The 26,342-nt window shown below is 44.8% G+C and carries 30 protein-coding genes; 23 read left to right on the forward strand and 7 right to left on the reverse strand.

Going from position 1 to position 26,342, the window contains the following annotated elements; genetic code table 11:
* The first annotated feature begins 5 nt into the window (after positions 1–5).
* The 8 genes from ACPUEK_RS07015 (at position 6) to ACPUEK_RS07050 (ending at position 7,954) form a co-directional block, all read left to right on the forward strand.
* Positions 6–2,345: a chemotaxis protein CheA gene (locus ACPUEK_RS07015; RefSeq protein ID WP_425642777.1), complete on the forward strand. Its 2,340-nt coding sequence runs from the start codon at positions 6–8 to the stop codon at positions 2,343–2,345.
* A gap of 21 nt (positions 2,346–2,366) precedes the next feature.
* Entirely contained in the window at positions 2,367–3,437 is a 1,071-nt protein-coding gene (locus ACPUEK_RS07020) for a protein-glutamate methylesterase/protein-glutamine glutaminase (protein WP_067222547.1), read from the forward strand.
* The gene (locus ACPUEK_RS07025; RefSeq protein WP_067222543.1) at positions 3,437–4,174 is read left to right on the forward strand and encodes a motility protein A; all 738 of its coding nucleotides are present in this window, start codon (positions 3,437–3,439) and stop codon (positions 4,172–4,174) included. Before ACPUEK_RS07020 ends, ACPUEK_RS07025 begins: the two co-directional genes overlap by 1 nt.
* Positions 4,167–4,973, forward strand: a complete 807-nt coding sequence (locus ACPUEK_RS07030; protein WP_425642778.1) for a flagellar motor protein MotB — start codon at positions 4,167–4,169, stop codon at positions 4,971–4,973. The genes ACPUEK_RS07025 and ACPUEK_RS07030 overlap by 8 nt, the downstream gene beginning before the upstream one ends.
* A gap of 68 nt (positions 4,974–5,041) precedes the next feature.
* Entirely contained in the window at positions 5,042–5,815 is a 774-nt protein-coding gene (locus ACPUEK_RS07035; RefSeq protein ID WP_067099718.1) for a ParA family protein, read from the forward strand.
* Between the two features lie 5 nt (positions 5,816–5,820).
* Complete coding sequence (locus ACPUEK_RS07040) at positions 5,821–6,999, forward strand: chemotaxis protein CheW (RefSeq protein WP_425642779.1); 1,179 nt, start codon at positions 5,821–5,823, stop codon at positions 6,997–6,999.
* 16 nt (positions 7,000–7,015) lie between these two features.
* Positions 7,016–7,510, forward strand: coding sequence for a chemotaxis protein CheW (locus ACPUEK_RS07045; protein WP_067222536.1), 495 nt, complete (start codon positions 7,016–7,018; stop codon positions 7,508–7,510).
* Positions 7,511–7,537: 27 nt separating this feature from the next.
* Positions 7,538–7,954, forward strand: a complete 417-nt coding sequence (locus ACPUEK_RS07050) for a DUF2802 domain-containing protein (RefSeq protein ID WP_067222532.1) — start codon at positions 7,538–7,540, stop codon at positions 7,952–7,954.
* Positions 7,955–7,957: 3 nt separating this feature from the next.
* On the opposite strand, the gene ACPUEK_RS07055 is transcribed toward ACPUEK_RS07050, so the two are convergent.
* Both ACPUEK_RS07055 and ACPUEK_RS07060 read right to left on the reverse strand, forming a co-directional pair.
* Complete coding sequence (locus tag ACPUEK_RS07055) at positions 7,958–8,224, reverse strand: EscU/YscU/HrcU family type III secretion system export apparatus switch protein (protein WP_425642780.1); 267 nt, start codon at positions 8,222–8,224, stop codon at positions 7,958–7,960.
* Positions 8,225–10,111: a flagellar hook-length control protein FliK gene (locus tag ACPUEK_RS07060; protein ID WP_425642781.1), complete on the reverse strand. Its 1,887-nt coding sequence runs from the start codon at positions 10,109–10,111 to the stop codon at positions 8,225–8,227.
* 117 nt (positions 10,112–10,228) lie between these two features.
* On the opposite strand from ACPUEK_RS07060, the gene ccmA reads away from it, so the two are divergent.
* From ccmA to ACPUEK_RS07120, 12 genes are all read left to right on the forward strand, one after another.
* A complete protein-coding gene (gene ccmA, locus ACPUEK_RS07065; RefSeq protein WP_231872627.1) occupies positions 10,229–10,831 on the forward strand; it encodes a cytochrome c biogenesis heme-transporting ATPase CcmA in 603 nt (200 codons plus the stop codon).
* Complete coding sequence (gene ccmB / locus ACPUEK_RS07070) at positions 10,828–11,490, forward strand: heme exporter protein CcmB (protein WP_425642782.1); 663 nt, start codon at positions 10,828–10,830, stop codon at positions 11,488–11,490. Before ccmA ends, ccmB begins: the two co-directional genes overlap by 4 nt.
* Entirely contained in the window at positions 11,490–12,236 is a 747-nt protein-coding gene (locus ACPUEK_RS07075) for a heme ABC transporter permease (RefSeq protein WP_067222516.1), read from the forward strand. The genes ccmB and ACPUEK_RS07075 overlap by 1 nt, the downstream gene beginning before the upstream one ends.
* Entirely contained in the window at positions 12,226–12,402 is a 177-nt protein-coding gene (gene ccmD / locus ACPUEK_RS07080; protein ID WP_067099700.1) for a heme exporter protein CcmD, read from the forward strand. The genes ACPUEK_RS07075 and ccmD overlap by 11 nt, the downstream gene beginning before the upstream one ends.
* Positions 12,403–12,834 carry a cytochrome c maturation protein CcmE gene (gene ccmE / locus ACPUEK_RS07085; protein WP_067222513.1) on the forward strand — a complete coding sequence of 144 codons (432 nt, stop codon included), beginning with the start codon at positions 12,403–12,405 and terminating at the stop codon, positions 12,832–12,834.
* Between the two features lie 15 nt (positions 12,835–12,849).
* Positions 12,850–14,787 carry a heme lyase CcmF/NrfE family subunit gene (locus ACPUEK_RS07090; RefSeq protein ID WP_425643021.1) on the forward strand — a complete coding sequence of 646 codons (1,938 nt, stop codon included), beginning with the start codon at positions 12,850–12,852 and terminating at the stop codon, positions 14,785–14,787.
* A 1-nt stretch (position 14,788) separates the two neighbouring features.
* Positions 14,789–15,298: a DsbE family thiol:disulfide interchange protein gene (locus ACPUEK_RS07095; RefSeq protein WP_425642783.1), complete on the forward strand. Its 510-nt coding sequence runs from the start codon at positions 14,789–14,791 to the stop codon at positions 15,296–15,298.
* On the forward strand, positions 15,295–15,717 hold the full coding sequence (locus ACPUEK_RS07100; RefSeq protein WP_425642784.1) for a cytochrome c-type biogenesis protein: 423 nt from the start codon (positions 15,295–15,297) through the stop codon (positions 15,715–15,717). Before ACPUEK_RS07095 ends, ACPUEK_RS07100 begins: the two co-directional genes overlap by 4 nt.
* Positions 15,714–16,892, forward strand: a complete 1,179-nt coding sequence (gene ccmI, locus ACPUEK_RS07105) for a c-type cytochrome biogenesis protein CcmI (protein WP_425642785.1) — start codon at positions 15,714–15,716, stop codon at positions 16,890–16,892. Before ACPUEK_RS07100 ends, ccmI begins: the two co-directional genes overlap by 4 nt.
* 66 nt (positions 16,893–16,958) lie before the next feature.
* Positions 16,959–17,984, forward strand: coding sequence for a cell division protein ZipA (gene zipA / locus ACPUEK_RS07110; protein WP_067222511.1), 1,026 nt, complete (start codon positions 16,959–16,961; stop codon positions 17,982–17,984).
* A 68-nt stretch (positions 17,985–18,052) separates the two neighbouring features.
* Positions 18,053–20,089, forward strand: coding sequence for an NAD-dependent DNA ligase LigA (gene ligA, locus ACPUEK_RS07115; protein ID WP_425642786.1), 2,037 nt, complete (start codon positions 18,053–18,055; stop codon positions 20,087–20,089).
* Complete coding sequence (locus ACPUEK_RS07120; protein WP_067222505.1) at positions 20,089–20,319, forward strand: YheU family protein; 231 nt, start codon at positions 20,089–20,091, stop codon at positions 20,317–20,319. The genes ligA and ACPUEK_RS07120 overlap by 1 nt, the downstream gene beginning before the upstream one ends.
* A gap of 67 nt (positions 20,320–20,386) precedes the next feature.
* On the opposite strand, the gene cysE is transcribed toward ACPUEK_RS07120, so the two are convergent.
* Complete coding sequence (gene cysE, locus ACPUEK_RS07125; protein ID WP_139084472.1) at positions 20,387–21,193, reverse strand: serine O-acetyltransferase; 807 nt, start codon at positions 21,191–21,193, stop codon at positions 20,387–20,389.
* 116 nt (positions 21,194–21,309) lie between these two features.
* Between cysE and ACPUEK_RS07130 the strand changes: the two genes are divergently transcribed.
* Positions 21,310–21,639: a hypothetical protein gene (locus tag ACPUEK_RS07130; protein WP_067030694.1), complete on the forward strand. Its 330-nt coding sequence runs from the start codon at positions 21,310–21,312 to the stop codon at positions 21,637–21,639.
* An 18-nt stretch (positions 21,640–21,657) separates the two neighbouring features.
* Here ACPUEK_RS07130 and mnmC read toward each other — a convergent pair whose 3' ends face one another.
* Together mnmC and ACPUEK_RS07140 are read right to left on the reverse strand one after the other, a co-directional pair.
* Complete coding sequence (gene mnmC / locus ACPUEK_RS07135) at positions 21,658–23,604, reverse strand: bifunctional tRNA (5-methylaminomethyl-2-thiouridine)(34)-methyltransferase MnmD/FAD-dependent 5-carboxymethylaminomethyl-2-thiouridine(34) oxidoreductase MnmC (RefSeq protein WP_425642787.1); 1,947 nt, start codon at positions 23,602–23,604, stop codon at positions 21,658–21,660.
* Entirely contained in the window at positions 23,594–24,145 is a 552-nt protein-coding gene (locus tag ACPUEK_RS07140) for a peptidylprolyl isomerase (protein ID WP_067030688.1), read from the reverse strand. The genes mnmC and ACPUEK_RS07140 overlap by 11 nt, the downstream gene beginning before the upstream one ends.
* Before the next feature lie 87 nt (positions 24,146–24,232).
* Here ACPUEK_RS07140 and ACPUEK_RS07145 point away from each other — a divergent pair, with 87 nt between their 5' ends.
* Positions 24,233–24,520: a SelT/SelW/SelH family protein gene (locus ACPUEK_RS07145; protein WP_067030685.1), complete on the forward strand. Its 288-nt coding sequence runs from the start codon at positions 24,233–24,235 to the stop codon at positions 24,518–24,520.
* 63 nt (positions 24,521–24,583) lie between these two features.
* Here ACPUEK_RS07145 and ACPUEK_RS07150 read toward each other — a convergent pair whose 3' ends face one another.
* Complete coding sequence (locus ACPUEK_RS07150; protein WP_067223795.1) at positions 24,584–24,880, reverse strand: YciI family protein; 297 nt, start codon at positions 24,878–24,880, stop codon at positions 24,584–24,586.
* A 4-nt stretch (positions 24,881–24,884) separates the two neighbouring features.
* On the reverse strand, positions 24,885–25,421 hold the full coding sequence (locus tag ACPUEK_RS07155; RefSeq protein ID WP_067030679.1) for a septation protein A: 537 nt from the start codon (positions 25,419–25,421) through the stop codon (positions 24,885–24,887).
* A gap of 66 nt (positions 25,422–25,487) precedes the next feature.
* Here ACPUEK_RS07155 and ACPUEK_RS07160 point away from each other — a divergent pair, with 66 nt between their 5' ends.
* Complete coding sequence (locus tag ACPUEK_RS07160; protein ID WP_425642788.1) at positions 25,488–26,333, forward strand: PHP domain-containing protein; 846 nt, start codon at positions 25,488–25,490, stop codon at positions 26,331–26,333.
* Positions 26,334–26,342 lie beyond the last annotated feature (9 nt).

A 26,342-nucleotide genomic window follows, 5' to 3' on the forward strand; every position in this document is an offset into this window, starting at 1 on the left:
TGCGGATGAGTTTCGAGGTTGATGAAGAAATTCTACAGGATTTTTTAGTAGAAGCTGGAGAAATCCTGGAACAGCTCTCAGAGCAATTAGTGGATTTGGAACAAAATCCGGAAGATACTGGATTGTTGAATGCAATCTTCCGTGGTTTCCATACAGTTAAAGGCGGCGCTGGTTTTTTACAGCTGACTGCGCTGGTTAACTGTTGTCACTATGCGGAAAACGTCTTTGACATATTACGTAACCACCAACGTAAAGTCGATTCAGAGTTAATGGACGTGGTACTGCAAGCTCTAGATGCTGTGAATGAAATGTTTGAAACTGTTCGTGCAGGTGGTGAGCCTGAACCAGCAGACCCTCATATCATTGAGTCTTTAAGTTTCTATGCTAAGCCACCTTCTGAAGATGAATTGAATAGTGATTCAGATGAAGACGATGTTGAAGAAGACGTTGTTGAAGAAGAGGTTGAGCCTGAAGCAAGCGACGAGCCCGAAGCAAACGACGAGCCAGCAGCAGATTCTGTTCATGAAGATATTTCAGATGATGAATTTGAGTCTTTGCTAAGTGCATTAGGTTCATCAGACAAGCCTTCTGAATCACCGAAGGCTAATAATACTGAACCGGATTCAGATGAAATTACGGAAGACGAATTTGACGCGTTATTAGATCAGTTACATGGTGGCAGTGCCCCTGGCATTGATTCGACTGAATCTGATGCAGCGCCAGCCGCTGCGACGGCAGCCAGCTCTGATGCCGATGAAATTACGGAAGATGAGTTTGAGGCGCTGTTAGATCAACTGCATGGTGGAAGTGCTCCTGGTATAGCGGAAGAAGGGGAAGCCAAAGCAGCTGAAGAAGCGGTCTCAGATGCACCAAAAGGTGATGCTGGGGCGAGTTCTTCTGAATCGGACCTCATCACAGAAGACGAATTTGAGCAACTTCTTGATAGCTTACATGGTAAGGGGCAAAGCCCTAAAGAAGATGTAGCTGCAGCGTCAAAAGCAGAGGACAAAAGTGCTCCTAAGCCTAAAACGGAAGAGAAACCGAAAGCTACTAAGCCAGAGCCTGAGAAGAAAGCTGCGAAACCTAAAGCTGCTCCTAAAAAGCCAGCTGCGCCTGCAGCAAAACCCGAAACAGCTGATGTAGAAGCCAAAGAAAAATCTCAGCATGCGCCAGTTGTTCAAGAGACAACGGTACGAGTTGATACTAAACGTCTCGATGACATTATGAACATGGTAGGTGAGCTTGTATTGGTTCGTAACCGCCTAGTTCGCTTAGGTCTTCAGAGTGACGACGAGTCTATGAGTAAAGCCGTTGCTAACTTAGATGTAGTGACGGGCGATTTACAAAATGCTGTCATGAAAACACGGATGCAGCCAATCAAGAAAGTGTTTGGCCGCTTCCCTCGAGTTGTTCGTGATTTGGCGCGTAATCTGAAAAAAGAAGTGAATTTAGAGCTTCGGGGTGAAGATACCGATTTAGATAAAAACTTAGTTGAGGCCCTAGCTGATCCTTTGGTCCACTTAGTGCGAAACTCTGTAGACCATGGTGTAGAAGCGCCAGACGTGCGGGAAGCCAAGGGTAAACCGCGTGTAGGTCACGTTATTCTATCTGCTGAGCAAGAAGGCGATCATATCTTACTGTCTATTGATGATGATGGTGCAGGTATGGATGCGGATGTATTGCGTCGTAAAGCGGTAGAAAAAGGCTTGATGGACACAGATGCCGCAGAACGACTTTCTGACGATGAAGCGTTTAACTTGATATTTGCGCCAGGTTTCTCAACCAAGGTTGAGATCACCGATGTATCGGGTCGTGGTGTTGGTATGGACGTTGTGAAAACGAAGATCTCACAGTTGAACGGTACGTTAGAGATTAAATCCGTTTTAGGTCAGGGTTCTCGTTTCAGCATCAAAGTTCCATTGACTCTAGCCATCATGCCAACCTTGATGGTTATGCTGAATGATCAGGCATTTGCCTTCCCTCTTGTCAGCGTTAATGAGATTTTCCATTTAAATCTTAACAAAACAAATATTGTAGATGGTCAGCAGGTTGTGGTTATTCGCGGTAAAACCTTGCCAATCTTCCATCTGAAAAACTGGCTGATTAAAGGCGCTGCATTCGACGAGAAACCGGCGGAAGCACATGTTGTCGTGGTTCAAGTTGGCATGAACGAAGTCGGTTTTGTGGTTGACCAATTAGTGGGGCAAGAAGAGGTGGTTATCAAACCACTAGGCAGAATGCTGCAGGGTACGCCTGGTATGGCGGGTGCCACTATCACTGGTGATGGTCGTATTGCAATCATTCTTGATGTGCCAAGTATGCTGAAGAGCTATGCTTCACGCTAGACAAGTTACAGGAGCTGTATTATGCCAGTGAAGGTGCTGGTCGTTGATGACTCGGGATTCTTCCGACGTCGTCTAGTAGAAATCTTTAGTGCTGATCCTCGCTTGCAAGTGGTCGGGACAGCCAATAATGGCAAGGAAGCTGTTGATAAGGTCAAAGCACTGTCTCCTGATGTTGTGACGATGGATTATGAAATGCCTGTTTTGGATGGCATTTCGGCTGTTACAGAAATTATGAAGAGTAAGCCAACGCCTGTGCTTATGTTTTCTTCGCTGACCCATGAAGGTGCTCGAGTTACACTTGATGCACTCGAGGCGGGGGCTGTCGACTTTATGCCGAAAAACTTCGAGGATATTTCTCGAGACTCGGCTGTCGTTAAGCATACCTTAGTGGAGCGAGTTCTAACGGTTGCTAGAACTAGGACCGGTGGTATTTCTAAGCCGATTGCAAGAGCTGCAACCAAAGTTGCACCGCGACCGATTGTTGTGAGCGGTGATCGAGGCGTCATTATTCCACGCGCCCGCAAGAAAGTAAGTTTGGTTGCTATTGGTACATCTACTGGTGGCCCTATGGCACTGCAAGCTGTCCTGTCAAAGTTGCCTAAGGACTTTCCTGCGCCTTTAGTATTGGTCCAGCATATGCCTGCAGCCTTTACTCATGCGTTTGCTGAGCGGTTAAATAATATTTGTCAGATTACCGTTAAAGAAGCCGAAGATGGCGATAAGCTTAAACCTGGTGTGGCTCTGCTTGCTCCTGGTGGAAAACAAATGATGGTGGATCCTCGTAACGGTGGGTGCGTTCGTATTCTTGAAGGTGATGAGCGGTTGAACTATAAACCTTCTGTTGATGTCACTTTTGGATCGGCATCTAAGTGTTATCCAGGAAAAGTATTGTCAGTTGTTATGACAGGGATGGGGGCAGATGGTCGTGAAGGTGCTCGTATGTTGAAGAATTCTGGTTCTCGAGTTTGGATTCAGAGTGAAGACTCTTGCGTTATTTACGGTATGCCTCAAGCCGTCGAGAAAGCCGATTTGGCAGACGATGTGATTCATTTAGATCATATTGGCGAGCGAATTGTTAAAGAGGTTGGCTAGTGGATTTTCTAACGCTAGGTGGGTTGATTGTTGCCTTTGCGTCGGTATTTCTAGCGAATTGGCTAGGAGGAGGGGAAGTTGTTTTACTGCTGAACCTTCCTTCGGCCATTATCGTTGTTGTCGGAAGTCTAGGCGCCGCGTTAGCGCAGAGTAGTCTGCATGAAGCTATTGCCGCGTTACGTATGCTTTCTTGGTCGTTATTCCCTCCTGTTTTTGATCTCAGTGGTAATCGTCGTACGCTGAATCAATTGGCTCACAAAGCCAGACGTTTTTCTATTATCGCTTTGGAAGACGATGTTCAATCGCTAAATAATGAATTTGCAATTCGAGCGATGCAAATGGCTGTTGATGGGGCAGATCCAGAGCTTCTTTCTGATCGATTACATGACGAAGCTGAGCGTATTCGAGACCGCCGCGGTAGCTATATCAGCTTTCTCGAGTCAATTGGTGGTTATGCACCAACGCTTGGTATTATGGGGTCTGTATTAGGCTTGATACAAGCCATGGCAAATCTAGACAGTCCCGAGGCCTTAGGGCATGGTATCGCGGTGGCTTTTGTTTCAACATTGTATGGTCAGGGGTTTGCGAATCTAGTGATTTTTCCTATTTGTCGTAAACTTTATCGCTATGCTGATCTTGAACTACTAAACAACCAAATGTTTATTGATGGTATCCATGGAATAGCAATTGGTAAGCATCCACAACGGCTTGATTTGGAATTAAGCGGTTATGAGTGATGGTCGCCGCCGAAAGTCTCGTAACCGTGGACAAGATGCTCCTCACCAAGACCGCTGGATCCTTTCCTATGCAGACTTTATAACACTTCTTTTTGCCTTCTTTGTTGCTCTTTATTCGATTTCCTTAAAAGAGGCAGGCAATGAAAAGGTATTAAGTGAAACATTGAACGGTGTGTTTGATGCAGTTCAAAAGTCGATAAAGCCAATTAATATTGGTCAACCAGTGGCTACTCAGCCAGAGAGTGAGCGATTATTAGAGGTTGCTCCTGCCGAGCAATCTGAAGCTGAAAATCCTCCTGGTGAAGTTGAGGGCAAGAGTCCGCTATACGACGCACTCAATAAGTCGATTAATTCTCAATTTCCGGTTCTACAATCATCTGGCCAAGTATCTATCACGGAAGATGCTAATTGGATTACCTTAGATATGAAGTCATCACTTGTATTTGACCAAGGGGACTTTGAGTTAACCAATGAAGCCGTTGCTTTGATGATCGTAGTTTCCAGTATATTACGATCTTATCCAGCGCCAATCTTGGTGCTTGGCAATACGGATGACTTACCTACAAATTCGACTAGAATTCCTTCTAACTGGCACCTTTCAAGTTTACGTGCAGCTTCTGTTGTTGATGAGTTGACGTATCGCGGTATGGACCCTAAGTTGTTAGCACCTATAGGCTTTTCGAGTGAAAACCCGCAGGTTCGTAATAGCAATGACTTTGCTAGAGCACAAAATCGCCGGGTAACGTTAAAAATCAGTAAGCGTCAGGCGGATAACTTGTATGATTACTTGTTTAACTAGCGAGTTAATGTATATGATTGTGTTGCAATAATTACGTAAATTTCTTGCATAACATCTAAGGGGTCGGTGTGCACATTTGGGCGGTGGCAAATCAAAAGGGTGGCGTGGGGAAAACCACAACAGTTGTTAGTTTATCCGGCTTACTAGCGGATGCTGGCCATCGAGTATTAATGATCGATCTTGATCCCCATGGTTCATTGACTAGTTATTTTCGCTTTGATCCTGATTCCATTGAGCACAGTGGTTATGATTTATTTCAAGTAAGTGGCAAGATCCCAGAAGAGTTACCGCGTTCTGTTATTCTAGAAACAGGGCATCCTAATTTATCTTTAATTCCGGCATCAACCGCGCTTGCGACTTTAGAGAGACATGCCCAAGCACAAGGTGGCATGGGGTTAGTTATTTCAAAAACGCTTGCCATACTATGGGACGATTACGATTATGTTTTAATCGATAGTCCTCCAGTGTTGGGGGTGTTGATGATCAATGCGTTAGCGGCTTGTCAGCAGCTGGTGATTCCTGTGCAAACGGAGTTTCTAGCAATTAAAGGCTTAGAGCGAATGATACGCACCTTGACCATGATCAATAGAGCTAGAAAAAGACCTGTTCCTTATACGATTGTGCCAACACTATTTGATCGTAGGACTCAAGCATCTAATAAAAGCTTACGTAGTTTGAAAGATTTATATGAAGACGCCGTATGGCATTCTGTCATTCCAGTAGATACCAAACTACGAGATGCGAGTACAGCAGGGGTAGCTCCCTCTGCATTGGATGCTAATGCTCGAGGTGTGAAAGCTTACGCCAGTTTGATGGATACTTTACTAAATCCATCTGGTTAAAAAGAATGAAAGATACTAAAACGAAAGACTATACATTAAATGGCCCACAACAAGCGCTGCAGAGCTATTTAAACGACTTATTACAGGAATCGACGTTCTCGGAGCCTGAGCTTCTTGCTGAGCAGACTGAACCAGCTGAACAAGAAGCAATGTTAGAAAATACCGAAAGCACTATTGAAGATATTAGCTCTGTTGAAGAAATTTCTGAGAAAAGCTTTGATAAGCCTGAAAGCGATGGGGTTGAAGTCGAGTCACACGATTCAGCGGGATTAGATTACCAAGCGTTGGATGCATCATTTGCTGACTTTGAAACCGCGATTCAAACGATCCAAGCGGAATATGAAGCCCCTTTATTACAAGAAGCCGAGATCCAAACTTGGGATATTGAATCTGATCTTGCTGCACTTGCTAATGATTCATTTGAAGAAGTAGAGCAAGAGCAAGAAGCTCTTTTAGAAAATGTTGAGGTCACTCAAGACGAAGATGCTTTCGTAGAGGATGTCGCCTCTGAAACAGAGTTGTTAGATGAGACTCTAATGGAAGATACTGTTGAGCCAGAGCCAGAGCCAGAGCCAGAGCCAGAGCCAGAGCCAGAGCCAGAGCCAGAGCCAGAGCCAGAGCCAGAGCCAGAGGAGCCAGAGCCAGAGCCAGAGCCAGAGCCAGAGCCAGAGCCAGAGCCAGAGCCTTCTAAATATATAGCGAAAACAGAGCCGCTACCTTGGTCTCAAAGTCGTTTTGAATGCCTATTATTTTATGTTGGTGCTTTAAAAATTGCTGTGCCATTGGTTGAGTTAGGTGGTATCTATCAATCAAGCGATGAAAAACTCACAGAAATATTTGGTCAGCCTAAATGGTTTATGGGCATGGCCAATGTGGGTGAGCATAACATTCGTACGGTTGATACAGCACGATGGGTAATGCCGAATCACTATGAAGGTGAGCTCAAAGAACACTTTAAATTTGTGATTCAACTAGACCGCTCGGATTGGGGGTTAGCCTGTGAGAAAGTTGCTGAAGCAATCTCGCTGGAACCGTCTCAAGTGAAGTGGCGCTCGGATCGAAGTCGACGTCCATGGTTAGCCGGTACGGTAATTGATCATATGTGCGCTATATTAGATGTACAGGGTTTTATCGAGTTACTGGAAGACCCAGATAACGGTTTTCGTAAACATTTGAAAGATTAAGCTTGTGGAGGTCGTGATGTCGACAGGTATCGCTTTAAAAAATGAAGTTAAAGAAAACGATGATCCAATGCTTCAATGGGTAACATTCCGCCTTGAAAACGAGACTTATGGCGTCAATGTAATGCAAGTGAAAGAAGTGTTGCGTTATTTAGAAATAGCGCCTGTTCCAGGTGCACCTTCCTTTGTGTTAGGTATTATCCATCTTCGTGGTACCGTTGTTACCGTGATTGATACCTGCCAGCGTTTCGACTTAGCCTCAGGTGAAATCTCAGACGCAACGCGTATTATGATTCTTGAGGTAGGCGGCCATGTGATCGGTATCTTAGTGGATGCCGTGTCCGAAGTTGTTTACCTACGACAGTCTGAAATTGAAGTATCGCCAAGTGTGGGGAATGATGAATCGTCTAAATTTATTCAAGGTGTCTGTCATAAAAATGATACTTTGTTGATTCTTGTAGATTTAGATAAAATGCTTTCTGAAGATGAGTGGAGCGAAATCGCTTCTATTTAGAATGAAGAGAGTTTCAAAAGGCGATTAATGGAATCTCAATGGGTTTTTAACTTTTTGCTGGTGCTACAATTTTTATTGCTTGTAGCGTTAGCAGTGTGGGCATTTCGCCTTTCTCGAAAGCTGAAGAGGTTTGAACGCTCAGCGCAAGAAGCTGAACAAGCGCAAAAGAAGCAAGTTCAGGTATTGGCATCTGGCTCAATTGGCATGGGACGTCGTCTTGTTGCCATTGAGAAGCGTTTGAATATGGCCGTCGAGAGACAGTCCGAACTGATTTCAAAAGAAGGCAGCAGTGTATCTTACAACCGTGCCATGGAGTTGCTTGAAATGGGCGCCTCGGTGGACGACTTAGTATCCAAATGCGGCCTGATACGAGCAGAAGCAGAGCTCATCAGTTTGTTAAAAAAAGAGTCTCGTAAAGCGCCTAGCTCTAGCCAATCCTATTAGTAATTAATTGATGCCATAGTCGCCCGATCCTTTAAGCGAATGGGAAAAGGCGATAATTTCGGCGACGGCAAGATACAGTGTCTCCGGTATTTCATCACCCAATTCAAGTGTTGATAAGACTTCGACCAGCTCTGGACTTTTGTGAAGTAACACATTGTTCTCTTCTGCAACGCGCATAATCTGCTCAGCTAAATAGCCGCTACCTTTCGCTGTAATAGTTGGGGCACTTTGAAAATCGTATTTTAAAGCAACTGCTTTTTTAGGATGCATTTAAGTTCTCACATCAATAAGTCGTTTGTTCGATGTTTCTTGGTATTGATTAGGCTGAGGGTTTAACTTTGCTCTGAAACAGTCCAAAGTTTCAATCTCGACATCTCTTGCTCTTAGGTTTGCCCTTAGATCATCTAATCGTTCACGAATCATTTGTTCAGTACTGGCATCTTCTACCGCAAAAAGAACCCCCACTTTTTTATCCTGCACACTGGCACGTGCTTCAAATCTTCCTGTTTCTTCAAATTCGAACTTTAATTGAACGAGCCAGCGGCGTTTATGAGGTTCTTGGGTTTCGTTATCAGAGTCATCTTTATCAATGCGTAAATTGACGATGGAGGTCGATTGTCCGTCTTTAATCGGTATTTCAACGGTTAACGGTAAGATAGAGCCGTCTTGTTGAGCGCTTTCTATTAAGTGCCTTACTTGGCTTGTTGTAATGCGCTCAATCGCTCCAGCCACCATATTAAGCGCTTGTTGTGAGCTATTGGCAGAAAGGTTATTTGTCACGGGCGCTTGTTTCGATAATTCATTATTTACGCCTTCTAAACGGGAAAGGTTGAGCTTCAAATCAGAGACCAAATTCGCTTTGTTAGCGAGGTTGTTTTCGCTAAACAAGCCAGAATTTTGAATCGCTTGCTTTATGCTATCGCTTGATTGGGTCAAACTTTGGATATTTGGTAGTTGCTTAACCAGCTGATCAATTGCAGCCGATAGCTTCTCAGGAAGTGCAGTGGCGTTCTGAGCTTGCGACAAGGTACTTAATTGTCGGATAAGCGAGATAAACTCTTGGGGTGTTACTTGTTTAGGCAGAGTTTGTTTAAGACCTTCCGTTAGGGTTGTGGCTGTTGTGTTAGTGCGTTCTGTGGGGTAAAGCTGTAATTGCCCTTGCTTATCAACGATGACGTTGAGCGTATCGCCAGGTTTAAGAGGGTGTTTGGTCGTTAATGTAAACTGCTCCTCCCCATCACTGACTACTGCGGAGTAATTGACTTGTGTTTGCGTAATGGATGACGTTTGCAGTGGTGCGGCAGCGCTTTTAGCGTTATTAGATGGATTGGTCGTCGCGTTTTGCAAGCTTGCGGACATAGTCGAGTTCATTGATGAAGTCGCTGTGTTTTTTTCCGTGTGTGTTGGCGTTGAAGTTGTATTCGTTAAAGTAGCTGTTGTTTGTGTCGGAGGCGCTATCGTATTTGCTGATGTCGTGGTTTTGCTAGTTGGTATGGCAGTAGGCACACTTTGAACCGACATTGAGGGCGCTTTATCGGTTACAGCATTATTAGCTCCACTAGGTCGCGCGAGCTCTGCATTACTGCTTATTACGGTGAGCGTAATTGGACGACTCGCAATGGCCACTTGAGCGACGGTTTTAGCTTGTTGGATGGCTGGCGAGTTCGCTGCTTGGTAGGTCGCTGCCGATGGTGAGGGTTTTGCTGTCAACGTTTGCTGTGTAGGCGCTGTATTTGATTGTGTACTACTGCTAGTAGGTGTTGAACTTGATGCTGATGTTTGAGTCGAATGTGGCGCGTTTGAAGTGGGGGTTTGAGTGTGCGTTGATGAATCTTTGGTTGCTATGTTTACCGTCAATGTAACCTGATTGCCCGTAACATTGATGGTGCCTTTATCTCCAGCGTGTAAATTAGGCGAAGGCTTATCGTTGATTAAGGTGAGTTGTTGTTGGTTGTTGCGTGTCACACCGATAAGTTGGCTATTACCGGAAGAGGTCTGAGCATTCTTCACCGAAGTTATTTGAACGGATTGCATGCCTTCGATCAATTTCAATTCGCTGTTTAGTTTGGCGATCGTTCCAATAGACGAAGTTGCGGACGATTGGCTAGAGGCGGGTTTTCCTGCCCCAGAAACAAGCGAATTTATGTCCGTGATCATGCTTTCACCACCCTTTCTTTCTGAAAACCTAGAAATATATTTTATAATAGGCGCTAATTTAGAGACGTGCTCTAACTCATTTATCGGCCTGTACGAGTATTTCTTTTGCGAAAAACAGTGAAATTAGACATAAAAAACCTGTCAATCGAGCGTGGTGAACGAGATTTATGCTGTGAATTATCGTTTTCAGTGCAAAGTGGTGATTTGATTAGAATCGCCGGTGAAAATGGCGCAGGCAAAAGTTCTTTGATGAAAGCCATTTTAGGTTGGGTGCCAATTGAAGACGGTGAATTAATTTATAACGGCGAAGATGTCACACAACATCGTGATATGTTGCTTCAGGATCAATTGTATCTCGGTCATACGCCAGGCATAAAAAATGTATTTACGGCATTGGAAAATTTAAAGTTGTACTGCCCTGATAAAAGCGATCGACAACTTGAACAAGCCCTCGAAGAGGTTCAACTTCTTGCGTTTTCTGACACCCCTGCTGCACAACTATCGGCAGGTCAAAAGCGTCGGATTGCCTTAGCTCGCCTTTGGCTAACAGATAAATCCTTGTGGTTTTTGGACGAACCATTTACGGCCCTCGATGTTAAAGGGGTTTCTGTATTAGAAGAAAAAATGGCAGCGCATTTATCAGAAGGAGGGGCTGTGGTGATCACTACCCATCAACCGTTATTGCACCTATCTCCTAAGGTTATTGAGTTATCGGTATGAATTATCGTTCCTACTTTAAATCAGAGTGGCTGTCCTTATTGCGTAGAAAACAAGATACGCTTAATGCGCTGTTGTTTTTTGTCATGGTCATTACGTTGTTTCCTTTAGGTGTTGACCCTAGCTCTGAATTTCTTTCACCTGCGGCTGGCGGCATTATTTGGTGTGCGACGGCTTTAGCCATTCTGATGGCGGTAGAAGGAATGTACAAAGAAGACTATAACGACGGCTCTTTAGAACAATGGCTGGCGAGCGGTTTATCGGTTTCTATTTTGGTGTTTTTAAAGGTATTTGCTCAGTGGGTCATGGTCGTGGTACCGCTATTGTTGGTGTTACCTTTATTGGCTCAGATGTTGTTTCTTCCTGCCTCTGCACTGGGTGTGGTGATGTGCTCGATTCTGCTTGGCACGCCAGCGCTCTTTTTCATTGGATCAATTGGTGCCGCGTTGACAGTTTCTCTTCGCCGTGGCGCTGTGTTGATGCTGTTGTTGATCTTACCTTTATACATCCCCGTGATTGTTTTTGCGACTGGTGCGGTACGCGCAGCACAAATGGAAATGGCTTACAGCGGTCAGCTAGCTATTTTAGGGGCCATATCGTTAGTCGCTTTGGCTTTGTCGCCAATTATGGCGGCGGTTTCAATTAGAGCGAGTGTAAATTAATGAATTGGACATGGTTTCATAAACTTGGCTCACCAAAATGGTTTTACCAGTGGGCCAGCAACTGGGGTGGCCGATGTGTCTATGTGGGACTGGCATTATTGTTAGTTGGCGTTGTTTGGGGACTAGGCTTTGCGCCGCAGGATTACCAGCAGGGCAATAGTTTTCGTATTATTTATATTCATGTTCCTGTCGCTGTTTTGGCACAAAGCTGCTATCTAGCGATGGGCGTCGCAGGCTTTGTCTCATTGGTGTGGCAAATGAAGTTGGCGCCAGTGTTTATCAAATCTGTTGCGCCTGTCGGCGCCATTATGGCGCTGATTGCATTGGTGTCAGGGGCAATTTGGGGCAAACCAACTTGGGGAACATGGTGGGTATGGGATGCGCGTCTTACGTCTGTTCTCGTACTGTTTTTACTTTACATGGGCGTTATGGCGATTCAAAACGCATTAGACGATCAAGTGTTTGCCGATAAAGCTGTGGCAGTTGTAAGCCTCGTTGGGGTGATTAATTTGCCAATTATTAAGTATTCAGTGGAATGGTGGAATACCCTTCATCAGCCCGCTACGTTTAAGCTGACTGAGAAACCCTCTATGCCGATGGAAATGTGGTTGCCATTGTTGTTTTCTGCGATAGGTCTGTATTTGTTTGCGGCAGGTGTTTCGATGTGGCGTATGCAGACCGAAGTGTTAATGCGCGAGCGTAAAGCCAATTGGGTGAAAAAAGAGGTATTGGAACATGGCATTTGAGTCCATTTCAGCATTTTTACAAATGGGAACCCATGGGCTTTACGTATGGTCTACCTATGGCATTAGTGCCTTGGCGTTAGTTGGGTTATTTTTCTCAACTCGCCATCACAATAAGCTGTTGAAAAAGCAGTTAAAAAAACGTTACCAGAGGGAGCAGAGCCGTTAAATGCATCCAGTTCGAAAGAAACGCATAGTGACCATCAGTGTTATTCTAGTTGTGTTAGCCACGGCTATTGGATTGGTGATGTATGCACTGTCGCAAAATATAAACCTGTTTTATTCACCGACTCAGGTTGAAGCTGGGGAAGCGCCACAAGGCGTGACGCTGCGGGCAGGTGGTATGGTCGTAGAAAACAGTGTTGAGCGCGCGTCTGATAGCTTGAATGTTGCGTTTCTGGTAACAGACTACAAACATTCACTGCGCATTGAATATAAGGGCATCCTGCCCGATTTGTTTCGAGAAGGGCAGGGCATTGTGGCACAAGGTAAGCTTGATGAGCGTGGTGTGTTGATTGCCAGTGAAGTGCTTGCAAAGCATGATGAAGAATACATGCCACCAGAAGTGTCGGCGGCTCTAGAACAATCCAAGGCGCAATAGGAAATTGACATGATGATGCTTCCAGAGATCGGGCATTATGCTTTGATCCTCGCAATGATGTTTGCTTTGGCATTGGCGGTACTGCCAATGGTTGGTTACCTTCAGAGAAACGCTATTTTACTGGTCACAGCAAAGCCTTTGACGTATTTGATGGCAACACTGACATGCACCAGCTTTGTTATTTTAGCCATTGCGTTTGCTCAAGATGACTTTTCTATTTTGTATGTCAGCCAGCATTCTAATAGCTTATTACCAATTTGGTACAAAATCAGTGCCGTTTGGGGAGGGCATGAAGGGTCGTTGTTACTATGGATTACAATTCTATGCATCTGGGCGGCCACCTTAGCGTATAAAAGTGACTCGTTACCAAACAGCACAGGTCCTGTGGTTCTGAGTGTTTTAGGCATTGTAGCAACGGGGTTTCTGGCGTTTATTCTGTTTACTTCCTCGCCCTTTATTCGTTTGTTACCTGATACGCCGGCTGATGGTGTTGACCTTAACCCTCTGCTGCAAGACATAGGTTTAATTGTTCATCCACCCATGTTGTATATGGGTTATGTAGGTTTCTCAGTGGCGTTTGCGTTTGCTATTGCAGCTTTGATTACGGGTAATTTAAACGCCTCATGGGCACGTTGGGCACGACCGTGGACCAATGTTTCTTGGGCATTTTTAACCCTTGGTATTGCTTTAGGAAGCTGGTGGGCATACTACGAATTAGGTTGGGGCGGTTGGTGGTTTTGGGATCCGGTTGAAAATGCGTCGCTTATGCCTTGGCTAGCGGGTACCGCGTTGATCCATTCTTTAGCGGTGACGGAAAAGCGAGGGGTTTTCAAAAGCTGGACGGTATTACTGGCGATCTTTACGTTTAGTTTGTCTTTGCTCGGTACATTTCTGGTTCGTTCTGGTGTGCTAACGTCGGTGCATGCGTTTGCCGCCGATCCGACTCGTGGTGTATTCATTTTAGCTTTGTTGGTGCTTATTATTGGCAGCAGCTTATTACTGTACGCGTTGCGCGCTTCGCAGGTGAAATCTCAGGTTAGTTTTGGCTTAACTGGGCGAGAGTCATGGTTACTGATTAATAATATTCTATTGACAATACTCACACTGACGGTGTTGCTTGGCACCTTGTACCCGTTGATATTCGATGCCTTAAATTTAGGTAAAATATCGGTAGGTGCGCCGTATTTTAATGCGGTGTTTAGTCCTATAGCCCTGCTACTTATTGTGTTTATGGGAATAGCGCCATTGTCTAAGTGGCATAATACGAAAGGTGCGTTACTGTGGCGTGCATCGGCTCTTCCTGCCGTTTTAGCCGTGTCCTTATCAGCCTTTGTGTTTACGTTCCATAGTTTTGACTGGTACATGTGGCTAAGTTTTGCGATTGCATTGTGGCTATTCTTTATGTGTGTTCGCGATTGGTTGGATAAAGTGTTATCTAAGCGTCAATCGATCTGGACTCGTGCCCGCAAGTTGCCGCGACATTATTACGGGATGCAGTTAGCACACCTTGGGGTCGCTGTGAGCTTAGTTGGCGTGATCTTTGTGAGTTTGAACAGTACCGAAGCAGTTGTACGTATGGCTCCCGGTGAGCGGGTTATGGTGGGTGATTATGAATTTGAATTTTTGGGGACGCGGCATGTCGAAGGACCCAACTATACAGCGGATACCGCTGTAATTAATGTGTACCAAGACGGACAATCTGTGGCGCAAATGCAACCGCAGAAACGCTTATACCAAGCTCGTCGTCAAATGATGACAGAGGCTGCGTTGAATCCAGGTTTTACCCGCGATCTTTACATATCTCTAGGTGAGCCTCTAGACAATGGTGCTTGGGGCGTTCGAATTTATATTAAATCCTTTGTACGTTGGATTTGGCTGGGCGGTATTTTAATGATGGCAGGTGGTTTATTGGCTGCTTGGGATAAGCGTTACCGTCGCAAAACAGGAGCTTAACATGAAAAAATTATTGTTCTTTATTCCTCTTATTGCCTTTATTGCTTTAGGTGTAGTGTTTTATCAGCAATTGGGCAAAGACACTGGGTACATGCCTTCTGCATTAGTTGGTCAACCTATGCCAGAGTTTAAACTCGTCGATATGGCTTCTGATTCAGTGGTTTCCAATGAGGCAATGCCGGATGAACCTTACTTACTGAATTTTTGGGCTACTTGGTGTCCTTCATGCAGTGCTGAACATGCCTATCTAGGTGAGCTTGCAGAGCAAGGCGTAAATATTGTGGGTATTGATTATAAAGATGAAACACCTGCAGCAAAGCAGTGGCTTGTCGAACGTGGCAACCCATATTCATTGGTTCTATTGGATGAAATGGGTAAGTTTGGCGTCGACATGGGGATTACAGGCGCGCCTGAAACCTTTGTTGTCAGCGCTACGGGGGAAATTCTCTATCGCCATCAAGGTGTCGTTAATGAAGAGGTTTGGCAAACCTTAAAGGAATACATGCAATGATTGGACGCTGCCTAGCATCCTTGCTGTTAGTGCTGGCCACTTGGAGTAGTACGTCCATTGCAAATGACGCTTTAGCATTTGATACGCCTGAACAGCAGCAACGTTATCGTATATTGATAGAAGAGCTACGTTGCCCAAAATGTCAGAATCAAAACCTTGAAGATTCTAACGCTGGTATCGCCATCGATTTGCGTAAACAAGTCTACAAAATGATCAATGATGGTCAGTCTAATGAGCAGATTATTGACTACATGGTAGCGCGTTACGGCGAGTTTGTTTTGTATCGTCCAGTACATAACGCGAGTACTGCTTTATTGTGGTATGGGCCATTTGCTTTAGTGGCCATTGGTGCATTGATCTTTGTTGTGGTGATTGTCAGAAACAAACGGCATCAATCGAAAAAGGATATTGAGTCATGATGATGGCATGGTTGGTGATGGTCTCTCTGACCATAGTGAGTTTATTGTATCTCGTGCGCTTCATTTTGCGTCATCGTGGAGCATCTTCGAATGAAGATGCAGGGCAAACGTTTCTAGCGATTCGTAAAAGCGAAGTAGAAGAAGAGCGTAATGCTGGACGGTTAACGGACAGTGAGGCTGAACAACTGCATGACGATATTGTTAGTGAAGCCAATTATATAAATAATCATGGTAAGCTAACGTTACACAAAGAGACAGGTTTAGCGCGTAGTTGGTTGGCCGCAACGGTGGCGGTCGTATTAGTCGGCTCGGCGGCTTTGTATCATCATTTAGGCTTTGCACCGGATGTCACATTTACGCAAAAAATGGTCAGTGATACTGCGGATGAAAAAGACATTTCAGAATTTCTAAATTATCGAGTGGCACGCTACGACCGAGCAGAAGATTGGTATTACTTAGCCAGTGAACAAGTGCTGGCGCAAAATTACATAGAAGCCATTGCGTCATACCGCCAAGTACTAAAAAAATTGGAGCCAGATTCTGAAGAGCGTATTAATGTTCAAGTAGAGCTGGCGCAAGCTATGTTTTATGCTAACAACAATACCGTGTCTTCAGAAATGCGCCATCAAGTAGAAAGTGTCTTGGCAACAGATCCAGAGAATGTCAAAGCACTTGGTTTGCAGGGCATTGTAGATTTTGATGCGGGTCAGTATGAAAACGCTATTTTGGTCTGGCAAAAAGCTATTCGTTTGGGGCAAGACCGTCAAGAAAGGTTTGATTTGTTATCTGGAATTGCAGCAGCACGTAAACAAGGCGGAATTAGTGAGGAGCAAGTTCCTGCGCTGATCACTCATCGGTTACAGTTACAATTGGTGTTGAATAAAGGTGCTTTATCAGAAGACGATGTATTCTTGGTGTATGCAAAATTGGCGGATCAGCCAATGCCTGTTGCGATTCAACGCATCACAGCAACGCAATTTAGTGTACCGATAGTGCTGACAAATATTGATAATTTGATGCCAAGTCAAACACTGTCTGAGGTTGAGCAAGTCGATGTTGTTGTAAAACGTTCTCGAAATGATGCTCAAGACCTCACTCAGGGACAAATAGTTGGTTATTTATCGTCCGTACCAAGCAATAGCAGCAAGATTTTTAAGGTCAATGTGTCCTTATAATTGAACTCCTCTTCGCTTAGGCTGATAATACGGGCAAATGTATTGATCTGAAGCGGATTTTTTATAATGGATTTTAGCTTGCGTGAGTGGCTAATTGTAATTGGTGTCATCATTATCATCGGCATATTAGTCGATGGGTATCGTCGTTATCGCAAATCACAAGCGGTAAGGACTTTTGATGATTCTCCTTATGATGACCCTGAAGAACGTAAAAAAGAAGCGTCATTACGTCGTGAGCTTCCGAATGGTGGTGCCCGTCCTGTGGGCCATCAAGAGGAGCATGCTGACCCTGTAATGAATGCTTTTGAGAATGCTCGTAAAACAGCTCGTAGTCCTTTGACGGATTTGCCTCATAAAGTAGATGCAGGCCCAGAGCTTGATCGAAATGATCAGTTTGAATTAGATGAATTAGCTTCATTAGTTCCGAACCGATTTGACGAACAATCCAACCAAGATATTAATACCGAACACGACTACGGTAATGTGCTTTACGATGGCTATGATGAGCTGGATGTCGGTCACGAATCTTATTCAGAGCAAGAAGAAGCTGATGTAGACTTTGAGCGTGATTATTCAAGTGTCGATTTAGATCAATCCTCTAATCTCGCACCGTTGTCTGAGCCTACTGAAGACGACGATGAAGAGGCAGAAATCGAAGAAGTCATCGTAATTAATGTCTTTTCTCCAGAAGATGAACCGTTTGCTGGTATGGAACTGCTACAGCTGGTTCTAAACTGTGGTATGCGCTACGGAGATATGGATATTTTCCATCGACACGAAGAAGGTTTTGATAAAGGCAAAATTCAGTTTTCTATGGCCAATGCCATCGAGCCTGGCACGTTTGATCTGGATACCATGGGTGAAACCGATTGCCCTGGCGTGAGTTTCTTCATGGGCCTACCTGGGCCGAAGAACAGCATGAAAGCCTACGACTTTATGTTGGAAACAGCACAAACCCTAGTGCGAAATCTAGGGGGAGAGTTACGTGACGAGCGTCGCGAACCTATGAGCGATCAAACCATTGCTCATTGTCGCCAGCGTATCAAAGATTTTGAGCGCAGGCAGTTGACTAAGAAAATACGTAACTCTTAGCCCATCTATTTTCATAAGGCCCCTATAGGGGCCTTTATTCTTTCTATCAGTACCTGTTTGAGAACACTATGAGCGACCATCAAGCCTTTACCTTAGAAAACCTAAAAGCGTTGACCAATCAACTAAATGACTATAGCTACGCTTATCATGTAAAGGATGAACCATTAGTACCGGATGCAGAATATGACCGCTGCTATCGGGAGTTACAGCAAATTGAAGCGAAACATCCAGAATGGATACAACCCGATTCACCCACTCAGAGAGTTGGTGAGAAGCCTGATAATGGTTTCTCTTCTGTCCTTCATACTGTGCCTATGCTCTCGCTGGACAATGCCTTTGATAATGACAGTATGGTGGACTTTGATGAGCGTATTCAGAAGCTGTCGGGCAAAGCATCGATTACTTATTGCTGTGAACCTAAATTAGACGGATTGGCCATCAGTTTACGTTATGAAGATGGGCATTTGGTACGCGGCCTTACCCGTGGCGATGGGTTGACGGGCGAAGATATCACCTCGAATATTAAAACGATCTATTCAGTACCTTTAAAACTGCGGACTGAAACACCCCCTCCTGTACTTGAGGTTCGTGGTGAGATTTACATGCCAAAAGCTGGTTTTGAAAAGCTCAATCAAATAGCGGCTGAAAAAGGCGAGAAGGCGTTTGTTAATCCGCGTAATGCGGCGGCAGGTAGCTTACGTCAGCTAGATCCTAAAGTGACAGCTGCGCGTCCTCTGGTGCTCTGTGCATACAGTATTGGTTATGCGGAAGGCTGGTCGCAGCCAGACAGTCATTACGACGGGCTGCTACAGTTATCGAAGTGGGGCTTTAAAGTGAACGATTTAATGTCTCGCGTAGAAGGGGTTCAAGGTTGCTTGGATTACTTTGCTCAGCTTTCAGAGCAACGTGATGGCCTAAGTTATGATATCGATGGGATTGTCTATAAGGTCGACAGCATTGCGCAACAAAAACAGCTTGGTTTTGTTGCGCGGGCGCCGCGTTGGGCGATTGCTCGTAAATTTCCTGCTCAAGAAGAAGTGACACAGATCTTAGGCGTTGATTTTCAAGTCGGTCGAACGGGCGCCATTACGCCAGTCGCGCGCTTACAGCCTACTTTTGTGGGTGGTGTTACGGTGTCTAATGCAACACTGCATAATCAAGATGAGATGGACCGTCTAGGTGTCAAGGTGAATGATTGGGTGGTCATTCGTCGTGCTGGTGATGTTATCCCACAAGTCGTGCAAGTGATTGAAGAGCGTCGTCCTGATGATGCGCAAGAGATTCAGTTCCCAACCCAATGCCCGGTATGTGAATCAGACATTGAACGTGTCACAGGCGAAGCTGTTCAGCGCTGTACCGGCGGCTTAGTATGTGGTGCTCAGTTGAAGGAGCGTCTAAAGCACTTCGTATCGCGTAAGGCCATGGATATAGACGGTCTGGGTGATAAGCTGATTGAACAGTTGGTCGAAGCAAAGTTGGTGGCAACGCCCGTGGATATCTATTTGCTCAAAGATAAGCCTGCGCGTCTATTAGCTATGGAGCGTATGGGGGACAAGTCGGTTGAGAAGCTACTTGATGCCATCGAAGCTTCAAAACAAACCTTGTTCAATCGCTTTGTCTATTCCCTTGGTATTCGCGAAGTAGGTGAAGCAACGGCACGCACCGTCACACAGTATTTCGGCACTCTTGAAAAACTGATGACGGCAACGGAAGAAGACTTGATTGAAGTGGAAGATGTTGGACCAATTGTTGCTCAGCACATTCGCATGTTCTTTGATCAGGAAGACAACGTTGCAACAGTACAAGGGCTATTAGAGCAAGGTATTACATGGCAATCAGAAGACGCTGATGAGGTTGGCGAGCAGCCTTTAGAAGGTAAAACCTACGTTGTCACCGGAACTTTAACGCGTTATTCGCGGGACCAAGTCAAAGACATGCTGATTAAGTTAGGTGCGAAAGTCAGCGGCTCTGTGTCGGGTAAGACTGATTGTTTGGTGGCTGGCGAAAAAGCTGGCTCTAAACTGACTAAGGCGCAGTCGCTTGAGGTGCCTGTAATGGATGAAGAAGCCTTACATGAAATGTTGATAACGTTAGGAGCGGTATAATGGATACGTTGATCCCGTTTGATTCTTTAGATTCCGACACTCTAAATAATGTGCTCAACGACATTGTTTCCCGTGATGGCACAGATTATGGGGAATATGATTTATCAACCGAACAAAAACGCGAACAAGCGCTTCGCTCATTAAAAAGTGGTGAAGCGGTATTACTGTTTGATACGGAAAGCGAAACGATACAATTGGTGCCGAAACAGGCTGTGCAGCAACGCTATTAGCTCAGTTAATAAGATCAGACATTAAAAAAGGGCTATTTAGGCCCTTTTTTAATGTTGTAACCAAAAGCTATTCTTTGATACAGCCACCGATGGTGTGATCCATTTCGCGGGAAGGTTCTTTCTCTTTATTGCGACCAACCACTTTCGCAGGGACACCTGCCACAGTCGTATGTGGTTCTACTTGGTCTAAGACCACGCTGTTGGCACCTACTTTCGCACCTTCACCCACTTCGATGTTGCCTAAAATCTTGGCACCAGCACCGATCAATACGCCTGAGCGGATTTTCGGGTGACGGTCACCGGTTTCTTTACCGGTACCACCTAAGGTAACAGATTGTAGAATCGAGACATTATCCTCAATCACGCAGGTTTCACCGACCACTAAACCTGACGCGTGGTCGAGCATGACGCCACAGCCAATGCGTGCAGCAGGGTGTATATCCACCCCAAACACCATAGACATTTGTCCTTGAAGGTACAGCGCTAAACTTTCCCGGCCTTGTTTCCATAGCCAGTTAGCAACGCGGTAGGTTTGCAGTGCATGGAAACCTTTGAAGAAAAGCAACGGCGTCGTTAAGCAGTCGCAGGCTGCATCACGTTCTTTGATGGATAAGATATCCTGCTTAATACAGTCGACAATGTTTGAATGGTTGTCGGACATTGCTTCTTCAAAAACCTCTCGCAAAACCATTGCGGGAATGGAAATACTATCAAGCTTGCTGGCCAGTAAAAAACTTAAAGCAGAACTAAGAGAATCATGACGAAGTATTGTTGTATTAAAATAACTTGCCAAAATAGGTTCATCTTGTGCTAGTTTTTCAGCTTCAGCTTGTAACGATGGCCACAAGTTGTCAGATGTCACGTCAGATTGGATTGTAGTACTCAAAATCAATTTACCTGCATTTTTTCGTGGCTAGAGTGTGGTTATGGGGGTAGCATCTACCAATACAAGGGTGAATGTAAACAGAATGCTCGTTTTATGGAGACACTATGAGTCAAAAAACCGTATCTGATGCGTTACATATATTTTACGAACTAAATAGCGCTTTGTCTGATGCATATTGGGAAACAAATGATATAAACAGCAAGGATTTATTTTTCGCAATGAAATCCATGCTTCAGGACGAGCTTGATGAACTACACAAGCTGAGTATCCAAGATCATATCTATCCCTATGAGCCAATTAATCCTGGCGTAGGACAGTTAAGTGATAAGTTACGAGACCTTCATCCCTTAATGGGGTCGATTGTTTTGCGACCAAAGACGTATCGTAATTTAGACGATTTAATTCCAAATGCTTGTAATTTATTTGAAATCTAATCGCATAAGAAGAGAAGCCTAGGCTTCTCCTCTTTTTAATTGTCGGATGGAAAATCGATTAGGGTGTAACGCTTCAATAATACTTTGTTCAAGTGGTGCCATTTCATCAAAAATTAAACTGCTGATGTATTGAGCACTCAATGGTGCACTGACTAGTCCTCGTGAACCATGTCCTGTATTGATATATAAACCTGTGATCGCTTCGGATTTGGCGTCCGTTTGCCATTTAGCATTCTTTCTAAGGGGCGCGTAACGCTCAATTAGACTTTGATGTGAGCTAACCGGCCCAACTATTGGTGTGTAGTCTGTTACCGTACAGCGCATTCCTACGCGACCAGAGCACGCTTCTAAGGTTACGTTCTGTATATCAATTGATAGTAGTGCCTGCAATTTTTGTAAATTTTCCTGATGGCTTTGCGCAGAGACTTCAATATTCTCACTGCCTAAATCATAGGTAGCGCCAAAATTTAAATGGTTATCGAGCTCTGGCGATACATAACCATCGGCACACAATACGTGCTGCAATTGCCGAGCCTTGGTTCGATCATTATCTGCTAAAGCATGAGTTGGTAATTGCGTCACTTGTCCACGAATCGGTTTGGTTGGCCAAGTTTGCCAATCAGATAAGCCTGCTAAATGGTTCGCTGTACAAAACACGACGTGGGAATAGTGTGTTTGCTCTTCTTCGCTGCTTGCTATAAAACCATTTTGGGTGCGCTCAAGTTTAATCAATGGTTTATTCAGTGATACGGTTATCTTGTGATGTGTTAACAGGTGTTCGCACATCACTTTAGGGCGAACCCAGCCAGATAATGGTAAATGAAGTCCTTCTGGATGGTTTGCTAACACGCTTTCAGGATAAAGTTTATCCGCTAAAATCTTTTCGAATTTGACGTGTTCGGTTGCGTCTTTAGGCAATTGCAGTAAACCACACTGTTGCCAAGCGGGTTCGATTGTTTTTTGTTGTTGATAAAAACGTTGAGCAAATAAATACGCACTTAAATAGAAACGATTTAAAGGCTTATCCGATGCACTTAGCTTCGGATATAGCATACCTTGTTCATTACCTGACCCGCCGTTAGCGATCTCACAGTCTTGTTCCCAGACATCCACTTCTATGCCTTTATGGGCAAGCGCAGAGGCGGTTGTGGCACCGGCGATCCCAGAGCCGATGACTAATACTTTTGAAAGGGGCGTTGAGTGGCGGACATTAAACCAAGGTTTGCCTAATGCGGAGTAGGATTCTTGTTCTGATACGAACGTGCCGACCATCATTTCACGTTTGTGGCCAAATCCTTTGACTTTTTGAACGTCAAAACCATGGGATTTAAGCCCGCGGCGGACAATGCCTGCTGCGGTAAACGTTGCGAATGTTGTCCCTGTGTGACTCAAACGCTGGATGTTTTGAAACAGCTCTTCACTCCACATCTCAGGATTTTTGCTGGGGGCGAACCCGTCTAGAAACCAAGCATCAACGCAACCATTAAGCGCTTGAAAGCCTGCGCTGGCCTCACCAAACCAAAGTGTTAAAGTGGTTCTGTATTCGGGGAACTCAACCATATGAAGGCCATGACAAAGCGTCGGGTAACGCTCGCAAAGTAGCTCAGCAAGATGACTTAAACTAGGCCACATAACCAGTGATTGGGCAAGTTTGTCTTTATCCAAAGGAAACTTTTCAACCGAGACAAAGTGTAGCCACCCTTCATTGCTTGACTCCAGAAATTGTTGCCAAGCACACAAGAAGTTAAGACCAGTACCAAACCCTGTTTCGGCAATCGTGAAACACTGGTGTTTCTGTAGTGGTTGCCAGCGAGAGGCGAGATGGTTGTGCTGAAGAAACACGTAACGTGTTTCTTCAAGGCCTGCATCCTTGTCGAAATAGACATCATCAAATGTGCTAGATCGAGGTACGCCATCGTCGCCGAAGTTTAGGGCAGGCAGTTCAAGTCGATAACTAGTTAACACGCGTAATTTTCTCAATAGTCACAGGAGTGGTGGGAACGTTCTGATAAGGTCCAACCGTACGCGTTGGTACTTTGGCAATGTCATCGACTACGTCTAAGCCAGAAATGACGTCACCAAATACAGCGTACCCAGCCCGGCCTTGAGCACCATGATTTAAGAATTCATTATCAACTAGGTTAATAAAGAATTGGGACGTTGCACTGTTTGGATCATTGGTACGAGCCATAGCAAGTGTGCCACGGTAATTGTATAGGCCGTTATCACCTTCGTAGGCGATTGCACGATGTGTTGTTTGACGATCTAGGTCTTTATCAAAGCCTCCGCCTTGCACCATAAAGCCTTTGATGACGCGATGAAAAATCAGACCTTCGTAAAAGCCTTCATCGACATAGCGTAAAAAGTTTTTCACAGTTTGCGGAGCTTCCTGTTCTTTCAGATCGACGCGGATGGTGCCAAGATTAGTTTGGATATCCACTTCGGTAGCGAAGCTAGGTAGGCTTAGGGTCGTTAAGAGTAAGCCAGCGAATAAACTTTTTTTCATGGGAGTCTTCCTTATAAGCAATTTGCCCATAATACTAGGGGGTTCGTATCGGTACGCCAAGATGAAATTGAGTTTAGAGGACTAAACATGAGAACTGCAGTGGTTGAAATTGAATATTGTACGTTATGTCGTTGGATGTTACGCGCTGCTTGGCTATCGCAAGAATTACTGACGACATTTGACGATGATATTAAAAGTGTGACCTTGATTCCAACACAAGGCGGTATTTTCAAAGTGCGAGTCAATGGCGAAGAGATATGGTGTCGTAAAACCGAAGATGGGTTTCCAGAAGCTAAGGTGTTAAAGCAGCGCATGCGTGATGTGATTGACCCTGAGCGCGATTTAGGACACTCGGATGTGAAGAAATCGACATAGATCTGTGACGATGGAAGATATAAAAAAAGCGGCTAAAGCCGCTTTGGGGTATTAATTTCGTTTCTAGAAAACTTGCTTAAACGGTTTTACGTCAACGTTAGCGTACACGCCTGCGGCAACATAAGGGTCAGCATTTGCCCAAGCTTTGGCTTCTTCCAAGGACTCGAACTGAGCAATGACGACACTGCCCGAGAAGCCAGCATTACCTGGGTCATTGGAGTCAATCGCTGGATTGGGCCCGGCAAGCACTAAACGGCCTTGATCTCGGAGCGCTTGTAATCGCTCTAAATGTGCGGGGCGAGCTGAGAGGCGGCTTTCAAGGCTGTTATCAACGTCGTGTCCAACAATAGAATAAAGCATGCGGTTATTCCTTATTTTGTAAATGGGAAGACAAGTAGATTCCCTGCAGAATAATAAAGACGATAGTCATTCCAAGCAGACCGAACAGTTTGAAGTCTACCCAGAAGTCTTCACTGAAGTTAAAGGCAACGTACAAGTTGACTGACCCAGATAGGATGAAAAAGCCAACCCATGCTAGGTTTAATGTACGCCACGTTTTATGAGGCAGCTCAATTTTATCGCCCATCATGCGCTCAATGATGTTTCGTTGACCAATAAATTGGCTGCCAAAAAATGCGATTGCAAAGAGCCAGTTAACAATAGTTGGCTTCCATTTAATAAAGTCGCCATCGCCAAGTAGCACTGTAGCACCCCCTAATAACACAACGAGTGCTAAGGAAATGATGTGCATCTTTTCTACTTGTCGGTTCTTAAACCAAGTAAAGCCTACTTGAATAAGCGTTGCTGGTATCAGTACTGCGGTCGCGAGGATAATGTCGTCGGTCGATTTGTATACCAAGAAAAATACAAGAATCGGTAAAAAGTCGAATAGTAATTTCATAGTCAAGCCAGTTTATGTATGCTCGAACGATAATACCTAGCAACTGCCGGAAAGAATACCCCTTTAATGTCTGATCAAGCCTATCAACGAGTAGACTTACATACTCATTCTACTGCCTCGGATGGCAAGCTGACGCCGACGGAGCTCGTCAATTTAGCCCATCAAGAAAATGTAGAAATGCTCGCTTTAACAGATCATGACACCATTGATGGTTTAGTTGAGGCACGACAGGTCGCAGATTCAGTGGGCATGAGATTAATTAATGGCTGTGAATTATCTGTGTCGTGGAAAAAAATTCCGTTGCATATGGTGGCGCTTGGTTTTGATGAGCAATGTGAGCGCATCGCAGCTTGGACGTTGCGTAATCAAAAAGTCAGGTTAGAACGTGGTCAACAGATCGCCGATTTGCTTCGTAAAAAAGGGTTACCGGACCTGTTTGACAAAGCGATTGAAGAGGCTGGCGAAAGTCAGCTAGGCCGTCCTCATTTTGCCAAAGTGATGGTGCGAGAAGGGTTAGTAAAAGACATAAATAAAGCGTTTGACCATTATTTGGGCAATAAAAAGCTCGGTCAAATTCGCGATGTGTGGCCCCAGCTAGAAGACATTATTCCTGATTTAGCTGAAACGGGGTGTGAGCTAGTACTTGCTCATCCCAAGCGATACCCCTTGTCGGTCACGAAGCTTAAGGCCGTTATCAAAGATTTTAAAGCCTTTGGGGGCACAAGCATTGAAATTGCATCCGGTAATGAACGCCCCGATTATGTTCGTTTTTTAGAGCGGCTCTCGCGTGAGTTTGAGTTTAAAGCATCGGTCGGCAGTGATTTTCATGGTCCTTTTGGCCCATGGACTCAAGTTGGACGCTATACTCAAGTACATGAGCAAGAAGTAAACCCCCTTTGGTATCAGTGGTAGGCTTACCAA

It is taken from the genome of Marinomonas gallaica (genome assembly GCF_049821165.1).
GTDB classification, from domain to species: Bacteria; Pseudomonadota; Gammaproteobacteria; order Pseudomonadales; family Marinomonadaceae; genus Marinomonas; species Marinomonas gallaica.